13 protein-coding genes are annotated in these 21,143 nt (G+C 44.1%); 3 read left to right on the forward strand and 10 right to left on the reverse strand.

Features of this window, described 5'->3' with window-relative positions; genetic code table 11:
* Positions 1-3: 3 nt before the first annotated feature.
* Both AAFX28_RS17455 and AAFX28_RS17460 read right to left on the reverse strand, forming a co-directional pair.
* Complete coding sequence (locus AAFX28_RS17455; RefSeq protein WP_408689528.1) at positions 4-2,904, reverse strand: pyridoxal phosphate-dependent class III aminotransferase; 2,901 nt, start codon at positions 2,902-2,904, stop codon at positions 4-6.
* Positions 2,905-3,410: 506 nt separating this feature from the next.
* Positions 3,411-7,373, reverse strand: coding sequence for a cadherin domain-containing protein (locus AAFX28_RS17460; RefSeq protein WP_408689529.1), 3,963 nt, complete (start codon positions 7,371-7,373; stop codon positions 3,411-3,413).
* Between the two features lie 297 nt (positions 7,374-7,670).
* Between AAFX28_RS17460 and AAFX28_RS17465 the strand changes: the two genes are divergently transcribed.
* Together AAFX28_RS17465 and AAFX28_RS17470 are read left to right on the forward strand one after the other, a co-directional pair.
* Positions 7,671-8,984 (forward strand): TolC family outer membrane protein, encoded by a 1,314-nt coding sequence (locus AAFX28_RS17465; protein ID WP_408689530.1) that lies wholly within the window; start codon positions 7,671-7,673, stop codon positions 8,982-8,984.
* Between the two features lies 1 nt (position 8,985).
* Positions 8,986-9,600, forward strand: a complete 615-nt coding sequence (locus AAFX28_RS17470) for an OmpA family protein (protein WP_408689531.1) — start codon at positions 8,986-8,988, stop codon at positions 9,598-9,600.
* A 69-nt stretch (positions 9,601-9,669) separates the two neighbouring features.
* Here the strand turns inward: AAFX28_RS17470 and nhaA are convergent, their stop codons facing one another.
* From nhaA to AAFX28_RS17495, 5 genes are all read right to left on the reverse strand, one after another.
* Positions 9,670-10,854, reverse strand: coding sequence for a Na+/H+ antiporter NhaA (nhaA, locus tag AAFX28_RS17475; RefSeq protein ID WP_408689533.1), 1,185 nt, complete (start codon positions 10,852-10,854; stop codon positions 9,670-9,672).
* A gap of 264 nt (positions 10,855-11,118) precedes the next feature.
* Positions 11,119-12,240, reverse strand: coding sequence for a lipocalin-like domain-containing protein (locus tag AAFX28_RS17480; RefSeq protein WP_408689535.1), 1,122 nt, complete (start codon positions 12,238-12,240; stop codon positions 11,119-11,121).
* On the reverse strand, positions 12,241-14,694 hold the full coding sequence (locus AAFX28_RS17485) for an ABC transporter permease (protein ID WP_408689536.1): 2,454 nt from the start codon (positions 14,692-14,694) through the stop codon (positions 12,241-12,243).
* Positions 14,675-15,346: an ABC transporter ATP-binding protein gene (locus AAFX28_RS17490; protein WP_408689538.1), complete on the reverse strand. Its 672-nt coding sequence runs from the start codon at positions 15,344-15,346 to the stop codon at positions 14,675-14,677. The genes AAFX28_RS17485 and AAFX28_RS17490 overlap by 20 nt, the downstream gene beginning before the upstream one ends.
* 123 nt (positions 15,347-15,469) lie before the next feature.
* On the reverse strand, positions 15,470-16,840 hold the full coding sequence (locus AAFX28_RS17495; protein ID WP_408689540.1) for an MATE family efflux transporter: 1,371 nt from the start codon (positions 16,838-16,840) through the stop codon (positions 15,470-15,472).
* Positions 16,841-16,947: 107 nt separating this feature from the next.
* Here AAFX28_RS17495 and AAFX28_RS17500 point away from each other — a divergent pair, with 107 nt between their 5' ends.
* Positions 16,948-18,381 carry a DUF2867 domain-containing protein gene (locus AAFX28_RS17500; RefSeq protein ID WP_408689542.1) on the forward strand — a complete coding sequence of 478 codons (1,434 nt, stop codon included), beginning with the start codon at positions 16,948-16,950 and terminating at the stop codon, positions 18,379-18,381.
* 22 nt (positions 18,382-18,403) lie between these two features.
* Here AAFX28_RS17500 and AAFX28_RS17505 read toward each other — a convergent pair whose 3' ends face one another.
* The 3 genes from AAFX28_RS17505 to rsuA all read right to left on the reverse strand — a co-directional run bounded on the left by AAFX28_RS17505 (position 18,404) and on the right by rsuA (position 21,132).
* Entirely contained in the window at positions 18,404-19,063 is a 660-nt protein-coding gene (locus AAFX28_RS17505; RefSeq protein WP_408689544.1) for a DUF2913 family protein, read from the reverse strand.
* The gene (locus AAFX28_RS17510; RefSeq protein WP_408689546.1) at positions 19,063-20,268 is read right to left on the reverse strand and encodes a Bcr/CflA family multidrug efflux MFS transporter; all 1,206 of its coding nucleotides are present in this window, start codon (positions 20,266-20,268) and stop codon (positions 19,063-19,065) included. Before AAFX28_RS17510 ends, AAFX28_RS17505 begins: the two co-directional genes overlap by 1 nt.
* 162 nt (positions 20,269-20,430) lie before the next feature.
* Entirely contained in the window at positions 20,431-21,132 is a 702-nt protein-coding gene (gene rsuA, locus AAFX28_RS17515) for a 16S rRNA pseudouridine(516) synthase RsuA (RefSeq protein ID WP_408689548.1), read from the reverse strand.
* Between the last annotated feature and the right edge of the window lie 11 nt (positions 21,133-21,143).

Raw genomic sequence — 21,143 nt, forward strand, 5'->3', positions numbered from 1 at the left:
CCTTTATTTTGCTAGCTCAGCCGCTAGAACATGGATTTTGTTTAACAAAGATTCGAAGTCTGAAATCTTCAAACACGGGTTCAAAATAGTAAATTTCAGTGCAGACTTACCGTCTACCACTGTTTCTCCAAGCACAGCGACACCACGCGTCAGCGCCTCTAATCTTAGAGTTTTATTTAATTCGTCTAGATCCGTGACATTCGTATTTGTTACGCGGAACAGCACTGTAGACAGTGATGGCTGCGCAAGAAGCTCAAAACCTTCATGGTCTTGCACTAAAGATGCGACTTGCTGAGTTTGATCTAGCAAGTGATCGTACATTTCCCCAAGCGTAGTTGGACCGACACTTTGCATCGTCATAAAGACTTTCAAAGCATCAAAACGTTTGGTAGTCGCGATTGATTTATCTACCAGATTAGGCAGTTCATCATGTTCACGATTTAAGTAATCTGCGTGATGTAGCAGGTATTTAAAGTTCGCTTTGTCTTTCAGCAGTACAGCGCCACAGCTGATTGTTTGATAGAACAATTTGTGGAAGTCAACGCTCACTGAGTCAGCACGTTCAATACCTTTTAAGCGATTCTTATGACTACTTAAAATCAAAGCGCCGCCGTAAGCACTGTCGACATGGAACCATAGTCCATTGTCCGATGCGATATCTGCGATGGTGTTTAAATCATCAATCGCACCGTGGTCTGTTGTGCCCGCAGTGCCAACAACCAAAAATGGCATCAAGCCTTGTTCTTTCAGTGCTTCGATTTCTGACCTAAGTGAATCGACCTTGATCGTACCGTTATTGTTAGCATCAACACAGCGTACTGCATTTTCGCCCAATCCTAACAAAGATGCCGACTTTTGCACAGTGAAGTGAGACTTTTTAGAGCATAGAATACGTAATTTCTTTGCGTACTCAGGTAAACCTAATTTTTGAATCGAATGAGAGCCAATCTTGTCTGCGATCCAGTCTCTTGCCAGTAATAAGCCCATCAAATTACTTTGTGTGCCACCACTAGTAAAAATACCGTCGGCCTGTGCTCCAAGTTCATACTTATCACACATCCAATCAACTACCTTTTGCTCAACATAAGTCGCAGCAGATGCCTGATCCCATGAATCCATTGATTGGTTAAGTGCAGCGATCATTGCTTCTGCTACAACAGATGGCATTAAAGGAGGTGTATGCAAATGAGCAATGCAGTCAGGGTGCTGGACGAAGATTGAGTTTTTAGCGACGAGATCTGCAGTATCATCAATCACATCTACCAATGGCGCATTTTTGTTGTCTAGGTCAACAGCATGAATTGCTTGCTCAAGCAGTTTCGGCTCTAGGCCAGAGTATGGCGCATCGACTTGCTCGAATACTGACTTCATTGCGGCGGTTGTGTGGTTCATAACTTTGGCGAACTCACCGCTACCAGCTTCACCTACATGAATGAAGTGCTTCTTCCAAGCTTCATTAGGCTCTTCTGGTGCAACACATTCACCACCCGCTGCAATGATTGCTTCTTCAAGGACACGCAGTGCAAAGTCAATCTGCTCGAAAGAGATAATGAGTGGAGGGAGGAAGCGAATTACTGAACCGTCACGACCGCCCTTCTCTACCATTAAGCCACGCTCAAGTGCTGCACGTTGGATTCTTAACGTAAGGTCGCCGTCAGATTGAGGCTCTCCAAACTTGTTTAGTTCTGCGCCCGGCTTACGAACCTCTACACCGAGCATCAAGCCTTTACCACGAACATCTGCGATGCAGTTTACGCGTTTTTGAATCGCTTCTAAGCCAAGTCTCAGATATTGGCCCGCGATGTTTGCATGTTCGACAAGATTGTCGCGCTCAATGATTTCTAAAGCCTTTGCACCAGAAATCATCGCGAGTTGGTTACCCCTAAAGGTGCCAGTATGTTCACCAGGCTTCCAAGTGTCATGCTCTTTATTGATAACAAGCAGAGACATTGGTAATCCACCGCCAATCGCTTTCGAAAGACATAAAATATCAGGGACAATACCCGACTCTTCAAAAGCAAAGTTATAGCCTGATTTACCCACGCCACACTGGATTTCATCAAAGATGAGAAGAATACCGTGCTCATCACAGATTCGACGTAATTCACGTAACCAGAATGCAGGGGCAGGAACAACGCCACCCTCGCCCTGAACCGGCTCTACGATCATGGCGGCAGGTTTCATGATCCCAGCTTCATCATCATTCAACAGACGTTCAATATAGCGAATACCAGTCTTCGCTCCAGCTTCACCGCCTAAACCAAATGGGCAGCGAAGGTCATACGGAAATGGCATAAAGTGAACATCAGACATCAAGCCAGTACGACGAGCTTTGGTGCCCAAGTTACCCATCATCCCCATAGTACCGTTAGTCATACCATGGTAAGCGCCGCGAAAAGCAAACATAGTGTTGCGGCCTGTGGTTTGCTTTGCCAACTTAATTGCCGCTTCTACGGCATCAGTTCCGGATGGTCCACAAAATTGAATTACGCTGTTTTCAGCCAACTCTTGTGGTAAGAAGTTTTTCACCGACTTGATAAAGTTTGTTTTTGCTTCTGTTGGTATATCAAGTGTTTGGTAAGGTAAACCAGAATCCAACTGTTCTTTTAACGCTTGGTTTATTTCTGGGTGGTTGTAACCAAGTGCTAGTGTGCCTGCACCCGCTAGGCAATCTAGAAAGAGTTGTCCACGGGTGTCTTCTACCAATGCGCCATAGGCTTGCTTAATGGCAATTGGCAATCGACGAGGGTACGAACGAACCTCAGATTCATGTTCTTGTTGGTCGAGTAAAACTTGATCCGGTGTGAGGTCATGAAGACCTTGAAGAACCGGAGTCTCAGTCAAAAATGGAGTTGCAATATCCGCACTGTTTAATGCGTTATCGACTTCAAAGGCTGTGCTCATGATTTAATCCCTTGAAATGTAATTTATCCGTCTCTGAGGGCATATCTCAGATAACAGGTACAGCAAGTCGCACCGCAGTTAGCTAATCGCAGATGTGCGGAAACGATCCATTGTGAAAATGGATTACAATTCGAGTAATTAAATCAAGGTTCAGTAATGCAACTGTCTTGTAAAACAGGGCATTGAGGAAGAACTAAGCTGATTAGAGTGTGTTTATTAAGTGAGTTCAATGTTGGGTTTCCCATTCACTTGCCGCACTGCGACAACAGTATCCCGTCTATCGACAAAAGAACTTGTCGATACCTACCCTACGCAGTGCCACTCAGCCCGAATATCACTACGCGTATCCCCCAGAATGTCGATTTTCGACTCATCTCCGAGATTGCGGCGAAAATTATCATAATTTGAAATCATCTGGCAATATTTTTTCACTTACAGAGGTCAAATAATGACTTAAATATCAAAAAGGCCAACCGTTTGGCTGGCCTTTGGGTATATCGAAATGATTACGCTGCATCATTGAGTTTTAAGATCTGCGCATACAAATCCATTTCATTTGCAATGACGCCATTATCAATATGTGTACTGAGCGATTCGACGCCATCTTTGATGACGATTGTTTGCTCCGACTCACTACCAGTCACGGTTAGTACGACATCATTTCCAACCACTTCCGCATCTATCGCAGCATCGATTAGCGCGTCAATGTCATCATCTTCTCCTATCGGTTCATCCACCGTTAGAACATCACTCAAATCTATCAAATCCCCATCAGCGAGACTAAAGTTCACAACAACATCGGTACCGGAATCGAGTGTGCTATCAAGCCAGACAAAAATATCTTGTCCATCGCCACCGACCATAACATCCTGCCCTAGCTTCGCTTCTAAGTCTGACTCTTCTTCCGCCTGTTGCAATCCATATTGAGGCGCGTTTTCTAGATCTAAAGCAACGGTTTTGGTCTCACTTATTTCATACCCAGAATCGACAGCAAAGTAATCGAAATTGTCCGGTTGAGTTGGTAACTCGTGACCCGCAATATAGCGTAGCTCCCAAGCTCCCCCGTTAGAAAAAAGCTCCATTTCAATAATTGGGTTATCTGGAGAGGAATGCTCGAAGTCATACATGAGATTGCGACCAAAATCGCCGGGCGGTCGTTGATAAGTTTCAACTTGCTCACTGCCATCTTGCAATGTGTATATCGCTGTCACTCGGAAGGGACTACCACTGCTGAAGGCCCAGTCCATTCCATCTAAACCAAATGCGATAACCATCAACGGGTTATGTCTGAAGTCGATAATCAGTTTTTCATTGCGATTCATACCAAACCAGTCTCTATCACCAATGCCTCGGCCGATATGAAACGACTCGTTGTCAAACTGTCTTAGAGGCTGGCCATCACGATTGATCAAGTTAATTGAAATAGTGTTACCGTTCTCTAACTCAAACTCACGCTCCTTACCATTAACTCTATCCCCCCAGTTGTTAAAGCCATCTCGCGATACTTCAACGGGTTCGTTGCCTCTTTGCCCCATTACAAACTCTTCACCTTGAGCTGGAACATAAACAATATTGTGAGGGTTCAAGAATTTTCCCGGTTCTAGGCCAATGTCATCATCATACAAATCTGATTCATCTAGCACCCGTGTATCACCCATGTCATCGGTGTACAACAAAAAGCCACTTGTTGGTAGGGATGTTATGACTACATTGAGTAAGTCTCTGTTCAGATCATCCTCTTGGTCTGAAATATGGTCACGATTAGGATCGTCTGAGTCAAATGGAATAGGAATAAAGCCATAAGGAGTGGTGATTGGCTCTTCATTTTCTTGCGCTATATTTCGCTGAACATCTTCTTCATCAGAGACAAAGTTATGGTCAATTGAAATGTCTTCTGCCACAGGCGCTTCGTTGATATCCGTCTCTTTCAAGACAACATTAACGTAACTCACATTTCTGTTAGGGCCAAGACCTGCGACTTCCGTTGCACTCACGACAATTCGATGAACATTAAGTTGTGATTCGTAGTCGTTGCTATACGCTTCCACACCTGCCTCAGTGAGGGTGATTCTGCCTGTGACTGGGTGAATCTCAAATAACGGTTCGAAGTTGGCCCCTATCACGTTATTTTCAATCGCATAGCGAACCGGTTCTCCATCAGCGTCGTTAGCTCGAACTCGTCCTAGTACATCATTCTCATCACGATTTTCTGGGTATTCAAATACGTAATTTCCTCTTCGATTCGTATTTTCAAATACAGGTACGTTGTCATCTACGTTCACTTCTTTCAAAGAGACGATAACTTCTGTCGATTTCACTCGGCCTAAACCACGGTCTTCTACCGCTTCAACGACGATGTTATGGAAATTCCTCGCCCACTCATGATCATTGGTAAACGAATTTACCCCCGCTCGAGTCAAAGAAATTTCGCCGCTATCAGAATCTATTTCAAACAACGCCTTACCATTTCGGCTTTCAACATTGACCGAAATTCGATATGTCACATTTTCACCGTCAGCGTCTGATGCTGATACCTGACCAAGTACGTCATCTTCTTCTCGATTTTCTCGATATCTGAATAGGTATTTACCATTTGGTCGCGTGTCTTCAAACTCAGGACGATTATCATCTTTATTACGTTCATTTAGAGTGACATTGACATTGGTTGATTCAATTTCACCAAGCCCATCTACTTCTGTTGCAGTGACGACAATGTTGTGGGAGTTTTCAAACAGCTCATAATCATTGGTATAGGCTCTAGTTCCAGCTCTAGTTAGCGTAATCTCACCTGTCACTGGGTGGATTTCAAACAATGGGCGAGAACGCTCATCAAGCACGTTATTTGAAATATGGTAACGAACTTCTTCGCCATCTGCGTCTTTCGCTTCCACTTGGCCGATGACTTTGCCTCTACCAATGTTTTCTTTGTATGTGAACTGATATTCGCCTGCTTCGTTTGTACGCTCAAATACGGGGACATTGTCGTCTAAATTTACCTCACCTAAGCTCACCGATACATCGGTACTTTTGGCACTACCAAGTCCATCAATTTCTGTCGCTCTGACCACAATAGAGTGAACATTAGGGTCGAGTTCAAAATCGTTATTGAACGCGTTAACACCTTCTTGTGTCAGCGTGATCTGGCCATTCGTGGAATTAATCGCAAATAACGGAGCATTTTGATCGTCAGTAATATTAGAAACGATCGAATATGTAACGCTTTCCCCATCCGCATCACTTGCTGATACTGTGCCTAACACATCGCTTGAATTGCGATTCTCGTCATAGGTAAAGTAATACCCACCTTCTTCTCCGTTTTGATCGGTAAAGATGGGCTCATTATCATCTAAATTAACTTCATTGAAGAAAACATCTACGTCGACTGATTGAGGCTCTCCCACACCATCGCCTTCGGTGACTGTCACCACTAGTTGGTGTTCGTTATCAAGGAGTTCGAAGTCATTGGCGAATGACTCTTCACCTTCATCGGTTAAACTCAACTCACCGGTATCAGGGTCGATTTGGAATAGTGGATCACCACCTTCATTTTCAATGTTGCTCGAGATGCTGTAAATGAGTACATCATTGTCGACGTCTGTCGCTTCAACGACACCTAACGTGGTTCCAGCTGGCGTGTTCTCAGGTAAATCGAATACGTAAGCGCCATCTTCGAATGCAAATGGTGTGATTGACTCTTCCTCCGAGTCACTAATCACAATGTCGTCAGTCGCAACAAACACCGGAAGATCATTGGTACCATTTATTGTGATGGTCACACTTCCTATGGTGGAGTCCGCAGATTCGATTGGAAATACATCAACTAAGCTGTCCCCAACATTGAGTTCATCAAATGCACTATTGGCAATGTACGTCCAATTACCATTAATATCTATTGAAAAGACCCCAAAGTCCCCAGCTATATTCTCTTGCACAATAAAGGTAGGAATATCGGTATTTGTTGCCTCAACGCTACCAGTAACGACCAGAGGGATATCTGTTTCGAATGATTGAAGATCGTCTTGCCCAACAAAAATCGCTTGAGCGAACAGATCAAGTAACGCCAGACTTTGTGTTCGAGAAAGGCCTTGAGACTCCAATCCGAATGTATCAAACGAAGTCTGAGCTGATGACTCTGTACCTATACGCTCGATATCTCCTGAGCCGGTGAGACTAGAACCTTGCAGACCACCAGCCGCAGTAGCAAATTCGTCATTTTGTGTAGGATCGACACCTTGTTCAATTTGCGAGACAATCGCCGCAATTTCATCGTCGACATTAAGATCAACAGCTTCACCAGATTCTTCAACAAGTTGTGCATCAACCGCTGCAGTTGCCCCCTGGCCAACGATTACGATAACTTCACCTGGGCCGGGAACTTCACCTGGCAAAAGCTGCCTGACCTGCCCGTTAACATCAATCACCACGGTCGTATTACTAAGCGCGAGTAGCGCTGAATTTTTCGTATTCATTAGCAGATCTCCCTGTCAGCGCGACTTAATCTCCTTATTCCCACAATTAGGAGTCGTTACATCACACGTGCTGCACTCAGTTAAATCTAGTCGCCTTGTTATTTACAAACCAGTCAATAACAAGAAAGTCCTAACGAAACACAAATTAAAACACAACTTTAGCTACTCTTTTTCACGAAACGGTTCACACTTTTTCATTTCGTCAACTAAGCTTGGTGTAACTTACGCCTGATAACTCTCAGACGAATAAAAACCAGTCGTACTAACCTTGGCTTGATACTAATTGAGGAGGTTCCCTTGAATTGGAAAAAGTCATTTTTAGCTAGCTGCATTACTGTGTGCAGTTTCGCTACCCAATCTCAGACTCTGGAACAAGCAGTGGCGATTACTCTCGCTAGTAACCCCGAGTTAAAGAGTACTTACAACGAATTCCAAAGCGCTGTTAAGCAGAGTGATGCTTCTGTAGGTGCTTACTTACCAAGTATCGATCTTGATGCAGGCATTGGTTATGAAGGGATTAACCCAGCAGAGTCAACGGCTCGTCCAGATACCGACCTGACGCGAAAGGAAGCGACCGTGAGCCTTACCCAATTGTTGTGGGATGGTAATGCGACGCTCAACGATATTGATCGAACATCTGCCGATGCCGAATCAATTAGGTGGCAACTACTGGCAAATGCTTCTGACCTTGCACTCCAAGTTACCCAAGTTTATTTGGACGCTGTGAAAGCTACTGAAGTTCTTGCGCTATCCGAAAGTAACTTAGCGGTACACAAAAAAATCTATCGAGATATTCAAAAGCGTGCAAGTTCAGGGATAGGTTCCACAGCGGACGTATCTCAGGTTGAGGCCCGTATAGCGAAAGCGCATGGGAATCTTTTGGCGGCCCAAAACAACCTTGTTGATACACATACCCAGTTCCGACGCTTAGTAGGACAAGAACCACTTGGGCTGATTTATCCAAGGGCAGACGAAACCAAACTGCCACTCTCTTTGACAGATGCGCTCGTTCAGGCATTTGATGAACACCCCGTGATAAAAGTTTCGTTAGTCGATGTAGATTCAGCCCGCTTCCAATACAAACAGTCTAAAGGGAATTACTACCCTACTTTCTCAATCGAAGCGAGTCAGACTTGGCGAGATGACGCAGGTGGTGACGAAGGAAGTAGCGATGAAACTCTTGCAATGCTTCGTATGAGATACAACCTCTACAACGGTGGCTCCGATAGCGATCTATCCGAAAGAGCAGCTTACCAACTCAACCAAGCGAAAGATTTACGAGATAACGCCTATCGTCAGGTTGAGGAAAGCTTACGTCTTTCATGGAGTGCGTTGGATCTGACACTTCAACAAAAGAACTTCCTTGCTGACCATGTTGATTCAGCTTCCGAAACCGTAATTGCGTATGAGAAACAATACCGCATAGGTCAACGTACCTTACTCGATCTTCTCAATACTGAAAATGAACTATTCGAAGCAAGAAAAGATTACCTCGATGCACACTACGCGGAACAGTACGCTAAATACCGTGTCATGAATGCAACCGGGAATCTGTTAGATGCACTGCTAGTTGATACACCGGAAGAATGGACTAAGCGTGTGGAGTACTAATATGAATATCAGATATTTAATACCAATAGTCGCCGTATCAGCCATTTACCACACCGCTGTTATTGCTCAAGACGAATATGAATATATTGAAACGCCAGTCGCCAATCAAATTTCAGATTTAACGGATGATGATAAAGATGGCGTAGTCAATGCTCGTGATATTTGTCCCGGAACACCCGTTGGAGCACTAGTAGACAACGACGGTTGTGGCGCTGCGGTCGTTGAAGAGGAAGAGCGTCAGCTACGAATATTGTTTGCTAACAACTCTTACGAAATCAACCCAATATTCTCTGACCAAATTCAAACCATGGCGGAGTTTCTTGATAAATATAAGAGCGCTTCTATTCAGATTCAAGGCTATGCCAGTAAGGTCGGCGATCCTGAATATAATTTAGAGTTATCCAAAAAACGAGCGCATGCTGTAGAAGATGAACTACTCTACTATGACGTTGACCCTGAACGCGTAACTATAGTCGGTTATGGTGAATCTCGATTAGAAGCCGATGGTGATGATGAAACGTCCCATGCGCTAAATCGCCGCGTAACCGCCACAGTAGTAGGTTTAACAGAAAAAGTCATTGATGAGTGGACAATTTTTACCATCATAGAAAAGTAATCAACTAGCTTACATACATGAAAAAGGCCTTGCTCATTAGCAAGGCCTTCTATTTGGTTACTAACCAGATTAGTGATGAGAGTTTAACTGCTCGTTACTCTCTACCGCTGCTGCCTTCTTTGGCAACGAGATGTGTAGTAGGAAGTAACCCAATAGCGCTGCAGTTGTTGAGCCCATCAAGATACCTAAACGAGCATATGTATCAAACTCTGCATTCACCGCACCAAACGCTAGTGACGAGATAAAGATAGACATCGTAAAGCCGATACCACACAACACGGACACAGCAAAGATATGCATGAAGTTAACGCCCTTAGGAAGTTTTGCAACACCTGACTTCACCGCCACCCAGCTGAATGTGAAGATACCTAGAGGTTTACCAACAAGTAAGCCAAGCGCAATACCTAGAGGAAGTGCCGAACCTAAGCTTGATAGTGAAACACCTTCTAGTGAAATACCTGCATTTGCAAACGCGAACAGAGGCAGAATACCAAATGCTACGTAAGGGTGCAGTGCATGCTCCATATGTTTCAGCGGAGAGTGCTCACCTTTCTTACCTTGTAGTGGGATAGCAAAGCCAATCACAACACCAGCTAGCGTAGCGTGAACGCCTGACTTAAGTACTGCGAACCACAAAATAGCACCAACGATCATATACGGTGTCAGTTTGGTGACCTTCTTGGCGTTCAACATAAATAGAGCCGCCGTCATGGCAAATCCGACCGCCAACGCTGTTGTAGATAGGTCGCCTGTGTAGAACAGTGCGATAATGACAACAACACCAAGATCATCAATGATTGCTAGAGCAAGTAAGAATACTTTTAGACTAACTGGTACACGCTTACCTAGTAGCGCCATGATACCTAAAGCAAATGCAATATCTGTTGCAGCTGGAATCGCCCAACCTTGGATTGCTTGTGCATCACCAGCGTTGAATGCGACATAAACCAATGCCGGAGCCAACATACCACCGACAGCAGCGATCGCTGGGAAAATTGCAGTTTCTTTAGATTTCAGCGCGCCTTCAAGTAGCTCGCGTTTAACTTCTAAACCAATAAGCAAGAAGAAGACTGCCATTAAGCCATCGTTGATCCAGTGCGAAACCGACATACCTAATACGTATGTATGAAGAAAGCCTTGGTATGCTTCGTTTAGATCTGTATTAGCGATTGTCATTGCGATTGCAGCTGCAATCACTAGCAAAATGCCGCCCGCAGACTCCATTTTGAAAAAATCGCGAATAATATCACTCATGAAATTGCCCTTATATTTATTATGTTAATAAGCGATTAACAAAGAATACAAATGAGTTTATAGAGTTCACTACCTCAGGAATAATCGCTTGTTTAGTGTTTTTATTTCGGTTTTCCCGAGCAAAACAACCAAATTGCTATTTATTTTCCTTAATTAATTATAGGCAATATCCACAGATTTCCATACAAAGTGTAAAAAGCCACTTCTCATCATCTGAGAAGTGGCTGAGATACCAGAAGATCTGCCTGAAGTGGTACTTTCGCTTTAGTAGCCAGTAAGTTGCATGAAACCAACCGCCTGATGTGTACCAGTCGTCTTAATTGGCGCTTCACCATAAGGAACGATGAACGGTAGCCAAATATCACCATTCAATGATTGAGTAGTGAGGTCAATGCCGTGTTTGGGAATTTTGATTGACCACTGCAACGGAACTCGCTTCCCATTAAGGAGTAATGTTTCTCTAAGTGGGGTAATTTCTATCTCACTATCATCGAGTCGAACGGCTTTACCATCATTAGATGATAAGGTACCAAAGGAGTAAGACATTTGTTTATCATGACGGGAACGAGTCACTGACATAGTCGTATCGTTATCTAAATGGACAACAAACCAATCCCAACCTTCCTGATTATCAGCAAGTAAACCACTGCCCCACTCTTTGCTCATCCATCCCTGTCCGCTTATCGAGATAACTTTACCGTTGCCTAGGCTCAAGTCTCCTCTAACTTCGAGAAATGGTGAAGTAATATTGTGGGATGCGATTGGTAATAGATCATGCTTAGGTACATAGCCTTGATCACCTGGAATGACAAACGGCCCTTTAGTCAGCGTTTTTAGTCTTATCGAAAACGTATCCGTTGCAACATCAAGTAAACCGGGGAAAGGTGTTTTTCCTAACGAACGCCAGTACCAATTATCAATCCAAAGTTTAAAGGGCTTGACCGTCATACCCGCTTGGCCAATACCTCCACGAGCGACTCGCTGTTCACGCCAAACTTGGTCTTTGCTCGTAATTACGATATGGGAGATAAATAACTGAGGGCTTAGCCAACCAGACATTCCACTGTCATTACTTGCAATTCGGAAATAGCTCCATTGAATGCCGTATTCTTTTCCTTGGTTATCCCTTACATTGGCGAAAAAGTGCCACCAGCCGTGTTGAAAACGATTGTGAAACCCAAAGTCTTCAGGAAGGACAACAGGGTTATCAGGAAGAACAGGTTCAAATACTTGATCGATAGGAGCTCGGAAAGCGCGTGATAGTTCATCTGATTGAGCGACATCCGCTTGTCGAGGCGTTCCATTAAGATAAAGAGCAATAACCGTGGCAATGACCACTAACATAATCAATACAAGCTTGGTTTTTCTCTTTATCTTAACAGCCATTTATAGAGAGTCCCTTAGTGCCTTCATTGGCGTACTTTTAATGATCCGAATGACAGGAATGGCACCCGCTATCATTAGCGATAACATTGCCATAATACCTGTTTGCAAATATTCACCTGGAATGAACTGAAGTTCCAGTGTCCATCCAAATGATTGCTTAATAATGATATCAACCACAAGACGAGCCAAAGCTATTCCAAGAGGCATCGCAATCAATAGTGAAATCGCGCCAAACACAAATAGCTGAAGACTTCCCATAAAGACAAGCTCCCGCCCTGACATACCAAGGCACCGAAGCAATGCTATGTGCTTCTGCCTAGACACCTCTCCGCCAACAGTCGAGAAGAATATCCCAAACACGGCAATAACTAAGGTAATATTTCCAAGAGTATCTGCAATCGAGAACGTGCGGTCGAAAACTTGCATCGCTTGGGTATGAATATGGCTATTGTCATACACTCGTGCAGAATCAATCCTAAATACTGCTTCTAGACGACGCTTCAGTCCAATCGGATTAACACCGTCTTTTAACACCGTACCTAGAGCGACGCTACCACTACCAGCAAATGCGTACAGCCAATTTCTGTGAGAAAGTAGTACTTGGTTATATGGGTTACCGTAGTCATAGTAAACGCCGACTACTTGCCATCCATGACCCAACTTACCTGACAGGTCTAGGTAATCACCAGGTCTAATACCTAGCTTCAGCGCCATAGATTCACTGATCATCACACCTTTCGAATGGTGTAAGTGGTACCAATAATTTGGTACGCCTAACTTAACCGTCAGCGCGTCAAGCTCTCCTTCAGAAGGGCCAGTACTCACAACTTGGAGTGCACCTTTTTCCGTGGAAACTTCTTTCTCCCAGCGCCACCAAACCGAATCTACTTCAGGTTGTTTTGATAACCAAGTGCTCATTCTTGCTGCAGCACTATTGTTTGGGTAGATATATAGGTCAGCAGCTAAACGCTGACTTAACCACTTATCAGTTGTATCTCGGAAACTACCAACCATGGTTTCAACACCAATATTGGCTGACATTGCCAACATAAAGGCCATTGTTGCGACGCCACGGTAACTCATACTTGCTGCTGCATCTGCAAAGAACCAGCGAACTTTTACCCAGCGAAGAGTATATGAGAAGCTTTCGAACACCTTCCACACTATATAAGGAGTAAACAGCGCAACACTGAGTAGCATCAGTGCAATAATCACAAACCCTGACTCTTGTGTTTGTGGCGCTTGATAAATTGCTACCGCTGCAACACACAATGCACATGCGATGAGTGCTTGGATGGTAAATTCAGTACCTGTGAAACGCACCAGTGATAAACGAGTCGTTAAACGAACAGGTTGAGATCGTAATAGCCTCACCAAAGGCCACGCACAAGCAATAATGGCACCGATAGCGGATAGATATAGACTGTATAAGCTGCTCTGCCATGTCCACTCTATTGCAAGCCCTACATTGGCGTCATACAAATCACCAAGACTAGCGGATACTGTTGGAATCAGTTGATTAGCCAACAACATCCCTAATGCATTACCGCACAACCAACTCACAATGACTAGTACAAAAAGCTCTAACAATAGCGCTTGAGCCAATTGCCAACCGGACACGCCTGTTTGTCGTAAAATACCCACAAGGCGTTGGCGCTGAGTCAATGATAGAGACATCGCCTGATAGAAGATGAATAAACCAACCAAAAACGCCAACATGCCCATTGCACTGAGATTCATGTGGAATGCCTGAGTTAGCGATTCTAATTCAGCCCTAGAGCTTCGCTTAAGCTCCATACCGTTAGGTAGCAATGCTTTTAGTTTGGCGAGTTTCTCTGGTGGCATTTCGCTACAAGCGATAGTAGAGATACCAGCACTTCGCTCTAGCATCCGCAGCAGCGCCATATCAGCAATAATTCGAGTGCCGTTCAGCTCGCCTTTTTCTTCGATGATGACTGGGCCTAACTTGCTTCCGTCAGCTAACAAAATAGACTCGCCATTTGACCAATTCATATGCTTTGCTAGATCAGAGCTAACTAAGATTGGATATGGAGGCTGCATCAAAGCAAGTGAAGGTATATCTTTTAGGAGTACGCCGGGCTGGAAACGTATTAGTGCTGCTGGATCGATACCAACAAGAGTGAGGTCTGCCCCATTATCTGTGTCTACACGTAATGTTTCGAATGGTGCACATTGATTGAAACCGTCACGACGTAACTGGACATAAAAACCTTGGGGAATTTTATTGGTTACATGCTTTGGTCGAATGCGATAAGGGAGAGGATTAGAAAATAGTTTCTCACCATGCTCGTAGCTTTGACGTGCATGGGTGTTAATAGAGGTAACACCAACTAGAAGTGAAACACCTAAAGTTAGGCCAAGCCAGACTAAAATGATTTGAAAAGGGTAACGTCTGTAGTGACCAAGTAGCGCTTTAACTACGGGCCATAACATGAAGTAGCCCCCCTTGAAGTCTCACTTTGCCTTCCATATGGTCAGCGACTCGCTCACTGTGTGTGACCAACAATAGAGTGCATTCGAGTTGCTTTGTTAGTGTGGTCAACAAACGCATCACGGCTTCCGCGTTTCTTTCATCTAAGCTACCTGTCGGTTCATCCGCTAGCAAGAGCTTTGGTTCCATGTATAGAGCTCTAGCGATAGCAGCACGTTGCTGCTGACCACCTGACACTTCTTCTGGATAGCGTCCTAGTAAAGGCATTAGATCAAGTGCAGAGAGAATTTGACGCCATAGCCCCTGATCTTCAGGCAGCCCTTTTAGCTGGCGACAAAAACGAATATTGTCGGCGACATTAAGCGTAGGAAGAAGGTTAAACTGTTGAAAGATGAGGCCAATGTTATTTCGACGATAAGCAGTGCGCTTTGTCTCGGCCACATCATGCATAGAGAAACTAGGAAATAAAACTTCACCAGAATCGACGGTATCAAGTCCAGCAATCAGATTCAGTAAAGTACTCTTTCCTGAACCACTCTCGCCCATAAGCGCGACTTGTTCACCTTGTTTCAATGTTAACTCAGCACCTTGTAAAACTGGGTGAAACTCACCACCATCTACGTAGCCTTTACACAGGTCTATCAGCTGTAACATTGATTCTCTCGTTAACCTTCAAAATAGGAGTGTGAATCTACACTAAATCGCGCTTTCAAGGAAGCAATTTGGACTCTAGATCACAAGATATGCACTCAAACACATGACAACAGCGTCTTATATCTAATTTTCAATCAAATTTCGGATCCATTTGCGTGTATTCATACGATAAATAGAACCAAACCATTTAATTAGCTCTTCGGTTAAGAAAAGTAGATAGATCCATTCTGGAGCCCAACCGAGCCCTATCGCAGCAAAAGCAGCAAGTGGGATACCAATCAGCCACTGGGCAACAAGGTCTTGGTAAAGACAGAACTTCACATCCCCACCCGCTCGCAGTACACCTACGATGGTCATCATAGGTATCGAGCGAAGAACAATACCTACACTCAACACCAACATAAATTTCTCGGCTAAAAGTCTGGTTTCAGTGGTTAATGCGCTAAATGCATCAAGCACCAAGCCCTGAACCACATAAAGTAAACCAGCGACAACAATCCCGACGAGCAAACTTAGCAGCGTGACGCCGATCGCTTGATAGTAAACAGCGTCATAGTTCTTAGCACCAATTTGGTTTCCTACTAGTACCGCTGCTGCGTTAGACATACCAATGAGCAATGCCAATGCAATTGATTCTACCGGAGTCATAACCGAGAGTGCCGCCAAGCCCTGAACGCCTGATTGGCCCATGATTGCGTGATAGGCGAATAACCCACCAGCCCAAGCCAAAAAGTTAAACGTCGTTGGCAAGGAAAGACGTAAGAATTTTGCTACTCGCTCCCAAACGATCACTTGGCGTATATCTTCAATACCAAAAGCCAACAAATGTTTACGAGCGTATAGATAACCAAATAACGTTGCTACTTCGATCGCACCACTAAGTACCGTTGCAATAGCCGCACCTTTGATCCCCATTGGTGGTACACCAAACTTACCGAAGATAAACACCCAGTTAAGGAATATATTCGACAAAATTCCGATGCCACTGAAAAAGGTACTCACACCTGGTTTATGCATAGCGCGTAAACCTACAGACATACTTGCAACACACGAAACCGCGAACATTGTCACTGATGTAATAACAAGGTATTCACTACCCAGTTTATTAACTTCTGGATCGCTTGTTGCGAGCCCCATAATTTGACTTGGGAACAAGATAAAGAGTAATGCTGTTAGGGCTGCAAAAGCGGTACAAACCAACCAAGTGAGTGCTGTACTTTCTCTAACCCCCTTGCGGTTATTTGCTCCCCAATATTGGGCGGTAAGCAAAGAGCCACCTGTTGTGACACCAACAAGCATAATCGTCGTTACAAAAGTGGCTCTTGCTGCTACGCCGACAGCAGCAATTTCAGCCTCGCCGAGCTGACCCAACATTAATACGTCTACGAGACTTCGACTGGAAAACATAATGCTTTGCAGTGTAATTGGCATCGCAATCGCTATAAGACGGCGGATGAAATCGCCTCTAGTATGAAATAAAACTTGAGAAAGCATGGATACGGCGCACCTCTGGCCACAACAATATGATATAAGAGCAAAAATGGATTGTGTATTATATGATCAGTCGGAATATGAAACCATAAAAACCATAGGGGCTAAGGATGAAAAAGGTACTGGTTTTAGGGGCATCTGGATATGTGGGCTCCCAATTACTTCATAAGCTCTGTGAACAAGGCTATGAGGTCACGGCAGCATCTAGACAACTCGACTATCTTTCCGCCCGAGTTACCCCCCACCCTAACCTCTCGATTTGTTATCTTGACCTAGCTGACCAAGAAGCAACCTTAGCGCTTATCCCTCAATTTGAACTGATCTATTTCCTAGTGCACGGTATGGCGCACGGGCATGACTTTCTTGACTATGAGGTCTCGCTTGCAGAAAACTTTAAACAAGCCTTGAGCAACAGCTCGGTAAAACATGTTATTTATCTCAGTGCTATTCAGCCTCAAACCGGTGATTCTCACCACTTAAAGGCTCGACGTATGACAGGAGATATCATACGAAAAGCAGGAGTCCCAATAACCGAACTTCGTGCCGGCGTCATTATTGGCCCTGGCTCCGCCGCTTTTGAGATTATGCGTGATTTTGTCTACAACATGCCTATTCTCATTACACCAAAGTGGGTGGATTCAAAGGCGAACCCAATAGCACTACAAAACCTAAATCATTATTTACTCTCGCTTGCCAAAGAAGAGCCCACTCATCACGATATTTATGAAGTCGGCGGGCCCGAAGTAATGACTTATCGAGAACAGTTTCATGTCATTGCTCGCGCGGTAAATAAACCCATTAAAGTATTACCCACTCGATTTTTGACACCTCAAATGGCGTCTCGTTGGCTCGGGGTTGTAACTTCAGTGCCTTCGAGTATCGGAAGTGCTCTCTTGTCTGGACTTGAACATGACTTTATCGCCAATTCCGAACAAATCAGGCAAAAGTACCCTCAAGCCTTGATTTCATTTGTACAAATGGTGACTGAAAGTATTGAACATGAAGGCACGTTCGTCCGCAGTAACGTATGGGGTTTCGACCCTGCAGCACTTTCTCGTTGGCAACCCGGTTATGGTTACTACCCTAAACAAACAGGTGCTTCAATCACAACGGAACTGGAAGCTAGCCAACTATGGAAACTGGTACGTAAAATAGGAAGTCGAGAAGAAGGTTACTTTTTCGCTAATAGCTTATGGCGAACAAGGGAATGGCTCGACATATTTTTTGGTGGCGGAAAACCTATTCGCCGCTCACCGCCAGGCCCTGAGTTACAAGTTGGAGACTTTATCGACTCGTGGAAAGTGATACGCTGCGAAGAGAATCGCTTTATATCTCTACTGTTTGGAATGAAAGGACCAGGACTCGGTCGATTAGAGTTTGTCATTGAAGACCTAGGTGACAAAAGAAAGCTCACCGTCACCGCATGGTGGCACCCTCAAGGGTTTAGAGGGCTACTGTACTGGTTTGCAATGATGCCAGCCCATCTGTTTATATTCAAAGGTATGGTTAAAGCGATCGTCCGAAAAGCAAAAGAGCTTCTGTAACAGAAGCTCTTTTAATGCAGACTTAAACAGTCAAGCTAAGAGGAATCTCAACCAATTGATTGCCTCGATTAGCAGGGAATATGATGTATTCACCATGGTATTTCACATTCGATTTGTAGTCCGTCACTTTATGGACCATGAAGCCTGCTGCAGAGGCTTTTTCCACAAAATCAGCATGATGGCCACGAACAAACCAACTCATTGGTTTAATCAAATCTTCACCATCGAAACAACTCTCACACTGTTCTGTACACATAGCTAACGAATTTGGACCTTCAGTAAAAATCTGAACTTTACCGCAACCGACCAATTCTTCAGACGTTGTTACCTCCCAACCGTTCTCTTCCATCATGTCGATGAACTGGTTGATTTCATAATCTTTCAAAATACGGTCTTCTTCACCTTGTGGGAAAAACTGACCATAAAATTTCGAAATACGCTGGAATGTCGCCATAAGGTTAGCGTTGTTACCTTTTGAACGACCAGTTTTCTGCCAGCGAATTAAGTCATCGGCAACAATACGAGGAAACTGCTGAGACTTAATTGCTTTCGTAATCCAACGAACTAAATAGAGGTTATTCGCAGTTGGGCCATTCGTTAATTTGCCCGCAGCATGCTCTTTAGCAATGTCACTTAATGCGTTATTAACCAGTTTCTGTATTTCAATCGTGTATTCAGACATTACGCCTTTCTTCCAAATATCCAATAACATGCAGCCGAGATGATCGAACACATGCTCATAACCAAAATCATTGGCCATGTTACGCCGCTTGGCATAAATGCCACTACAGCACCAATAATTGACCCCGTACCAAAACGGAGCGTTCCTGCAAGTGATGAAGCCGTTCCTGCCATCTTAGGATAGCTACTCAATAACAGCCCCATTGTATTACTACCAATGGTTGACAAAGTACCGATGAACATCACGACGAAGACTACCGTTCCCCATAGTCCCATGTCTAATAGCCAGGTAACAAACAAACCAATACCCGCGAAGAGCTGAACAGCCAGTCCAAAGCGCAACATAGTATGTGAGCCAACTTTTTTCACCAAACGACCATTAATACTCGTCATAATGATCATTGCGACAATGTTTAGGCCAAACAGGTAGCCAAATTGATCGGGTCTTACTCCGTAAATATCAATATAGACGAACGATCCAGCGGTTAAGAATGCAAACATACCCGCAAAAGAGAAGGCTCCAGAAAAAATCAGGCCCATTGCAACAGGATTTTGAAACAAACCTCGATAATTGCGTAGCGTCGTTCTAATACGCAATGGCTGCTTGTTCTCTTGTTTTAGTGTTTCTGGAATTTTCCAAAGTACTAATGCGATAACAACCAGTGAAAATGCCGCTAAAATCCAGAAGATTGCACGCCAGCCAAACCAGACCGCAACATAACCACCAATCATTGGAGCGATCAACGGTGCAATCGTGATAACTAGGGTAACAAACGACATCGCACGGGCGAAATCTTCACGGTCAAACATATCTCGCACGACAGCTTGAATAATTACCGCGGCAGCAGCGCCAGCAAAACCTTGAGCTGTTCGAACCCAAGTGAGCGCTTCAATGCCAGTAGTAGTTGCACTAACCACTGACGCCAAACCAAAAAACAACACACCCAAAATAAGTACTGGACGTCGACCGTAGCTGTCGGCCAACGGACCATGAATTAACTGCCCGATGGCAAAGCCCGCTGTATAAGCAGTCAGCGTGATTTGCACAGCACCTTCAGTCACACCAAGATCTCGGGCAATCGTTGGCATCGCTGGCAAGTACATATCAATAGCTAACGGTGTTAAAGCACCAATAGCGCCCAAAACTAGGAATAACAAAAAACTGATTTGAGGGGCACTTGGCGCTTCTAAGGTTCTTTCAGACATAACTCTCCTACTCGGCTGCGTATCAGATGCAGCGTCCGTGCTGCAACCAAACAGAAAAATAACAACACCAAGACTAGGTGTTAATGATCCGATCTATCCTCAATCAAATCTGTCTAAAAGACTAGTTCCTAGTTGGAAATAAACTAATTCCTAGTAAGGATATTATTTCCAAACAGAAGCAATTTCTTCTTCGGTGAGATAGCGATATTCGCCCGGCTCTAAAGACTCACAAAGCTCTATAGCACCAATACGTTCACGATGAAGGTGCTCTACTTTATTGCCCAGCGCAGCAAACATGCGTTTTACTTGGTGATATTTACCTTCGGTAATCGTTAGCAATACTTCATTTTCTTCTTCATCAACAATTTCTAATTGGGCTGGTAGTGTTAGCCCTTTTTCGTTGCGAAGTTGAATACCTTCTTCAAATTTTGCTGCGTAATCCGCTTGAATTGGATCAGCAAGCCAAACACGATATGTCTTCTCGCATTTGTGTTTTGGTGAAGTAATACGGTGTGACCATTGACCATCATCAGTAATGAGTACAAGTCCTGTCGTATCCACGTCTAGTCGACCAGCAAAGTGAAGCTCTTCCATCTTAACTTCATCTAGAAGCATGAATGCCGTTTGGTTGAAGCCATCTTCATGCGAACAAACAAAGCCATCAGGTTTAAACAGCATGATATAACGAGGTCCAGGCTTTTGAACTTCACGTCCTTGCCATTCCACTGTGCACTCGTCGGTTACTTTAACTGAACCGCTTTTTTGCACGATATCATTAACTGTTACATCACCACTTTTGATGATTTTTGTTGCTTCTTTACGTGTCGCACCTAGTGCATCACACAAATATTTATCTAAACGCATGAATACCTCAT

Source organism: Vibrio sp. TBV020 (assembly GCF_046056895.1).
In the GTDB taxonomy this organism is placed as follows: Bacteria; Pseudomonadota; Gammaproteobacteria; order Enterobacterales; family Vibrionaceae; genus Vibrio.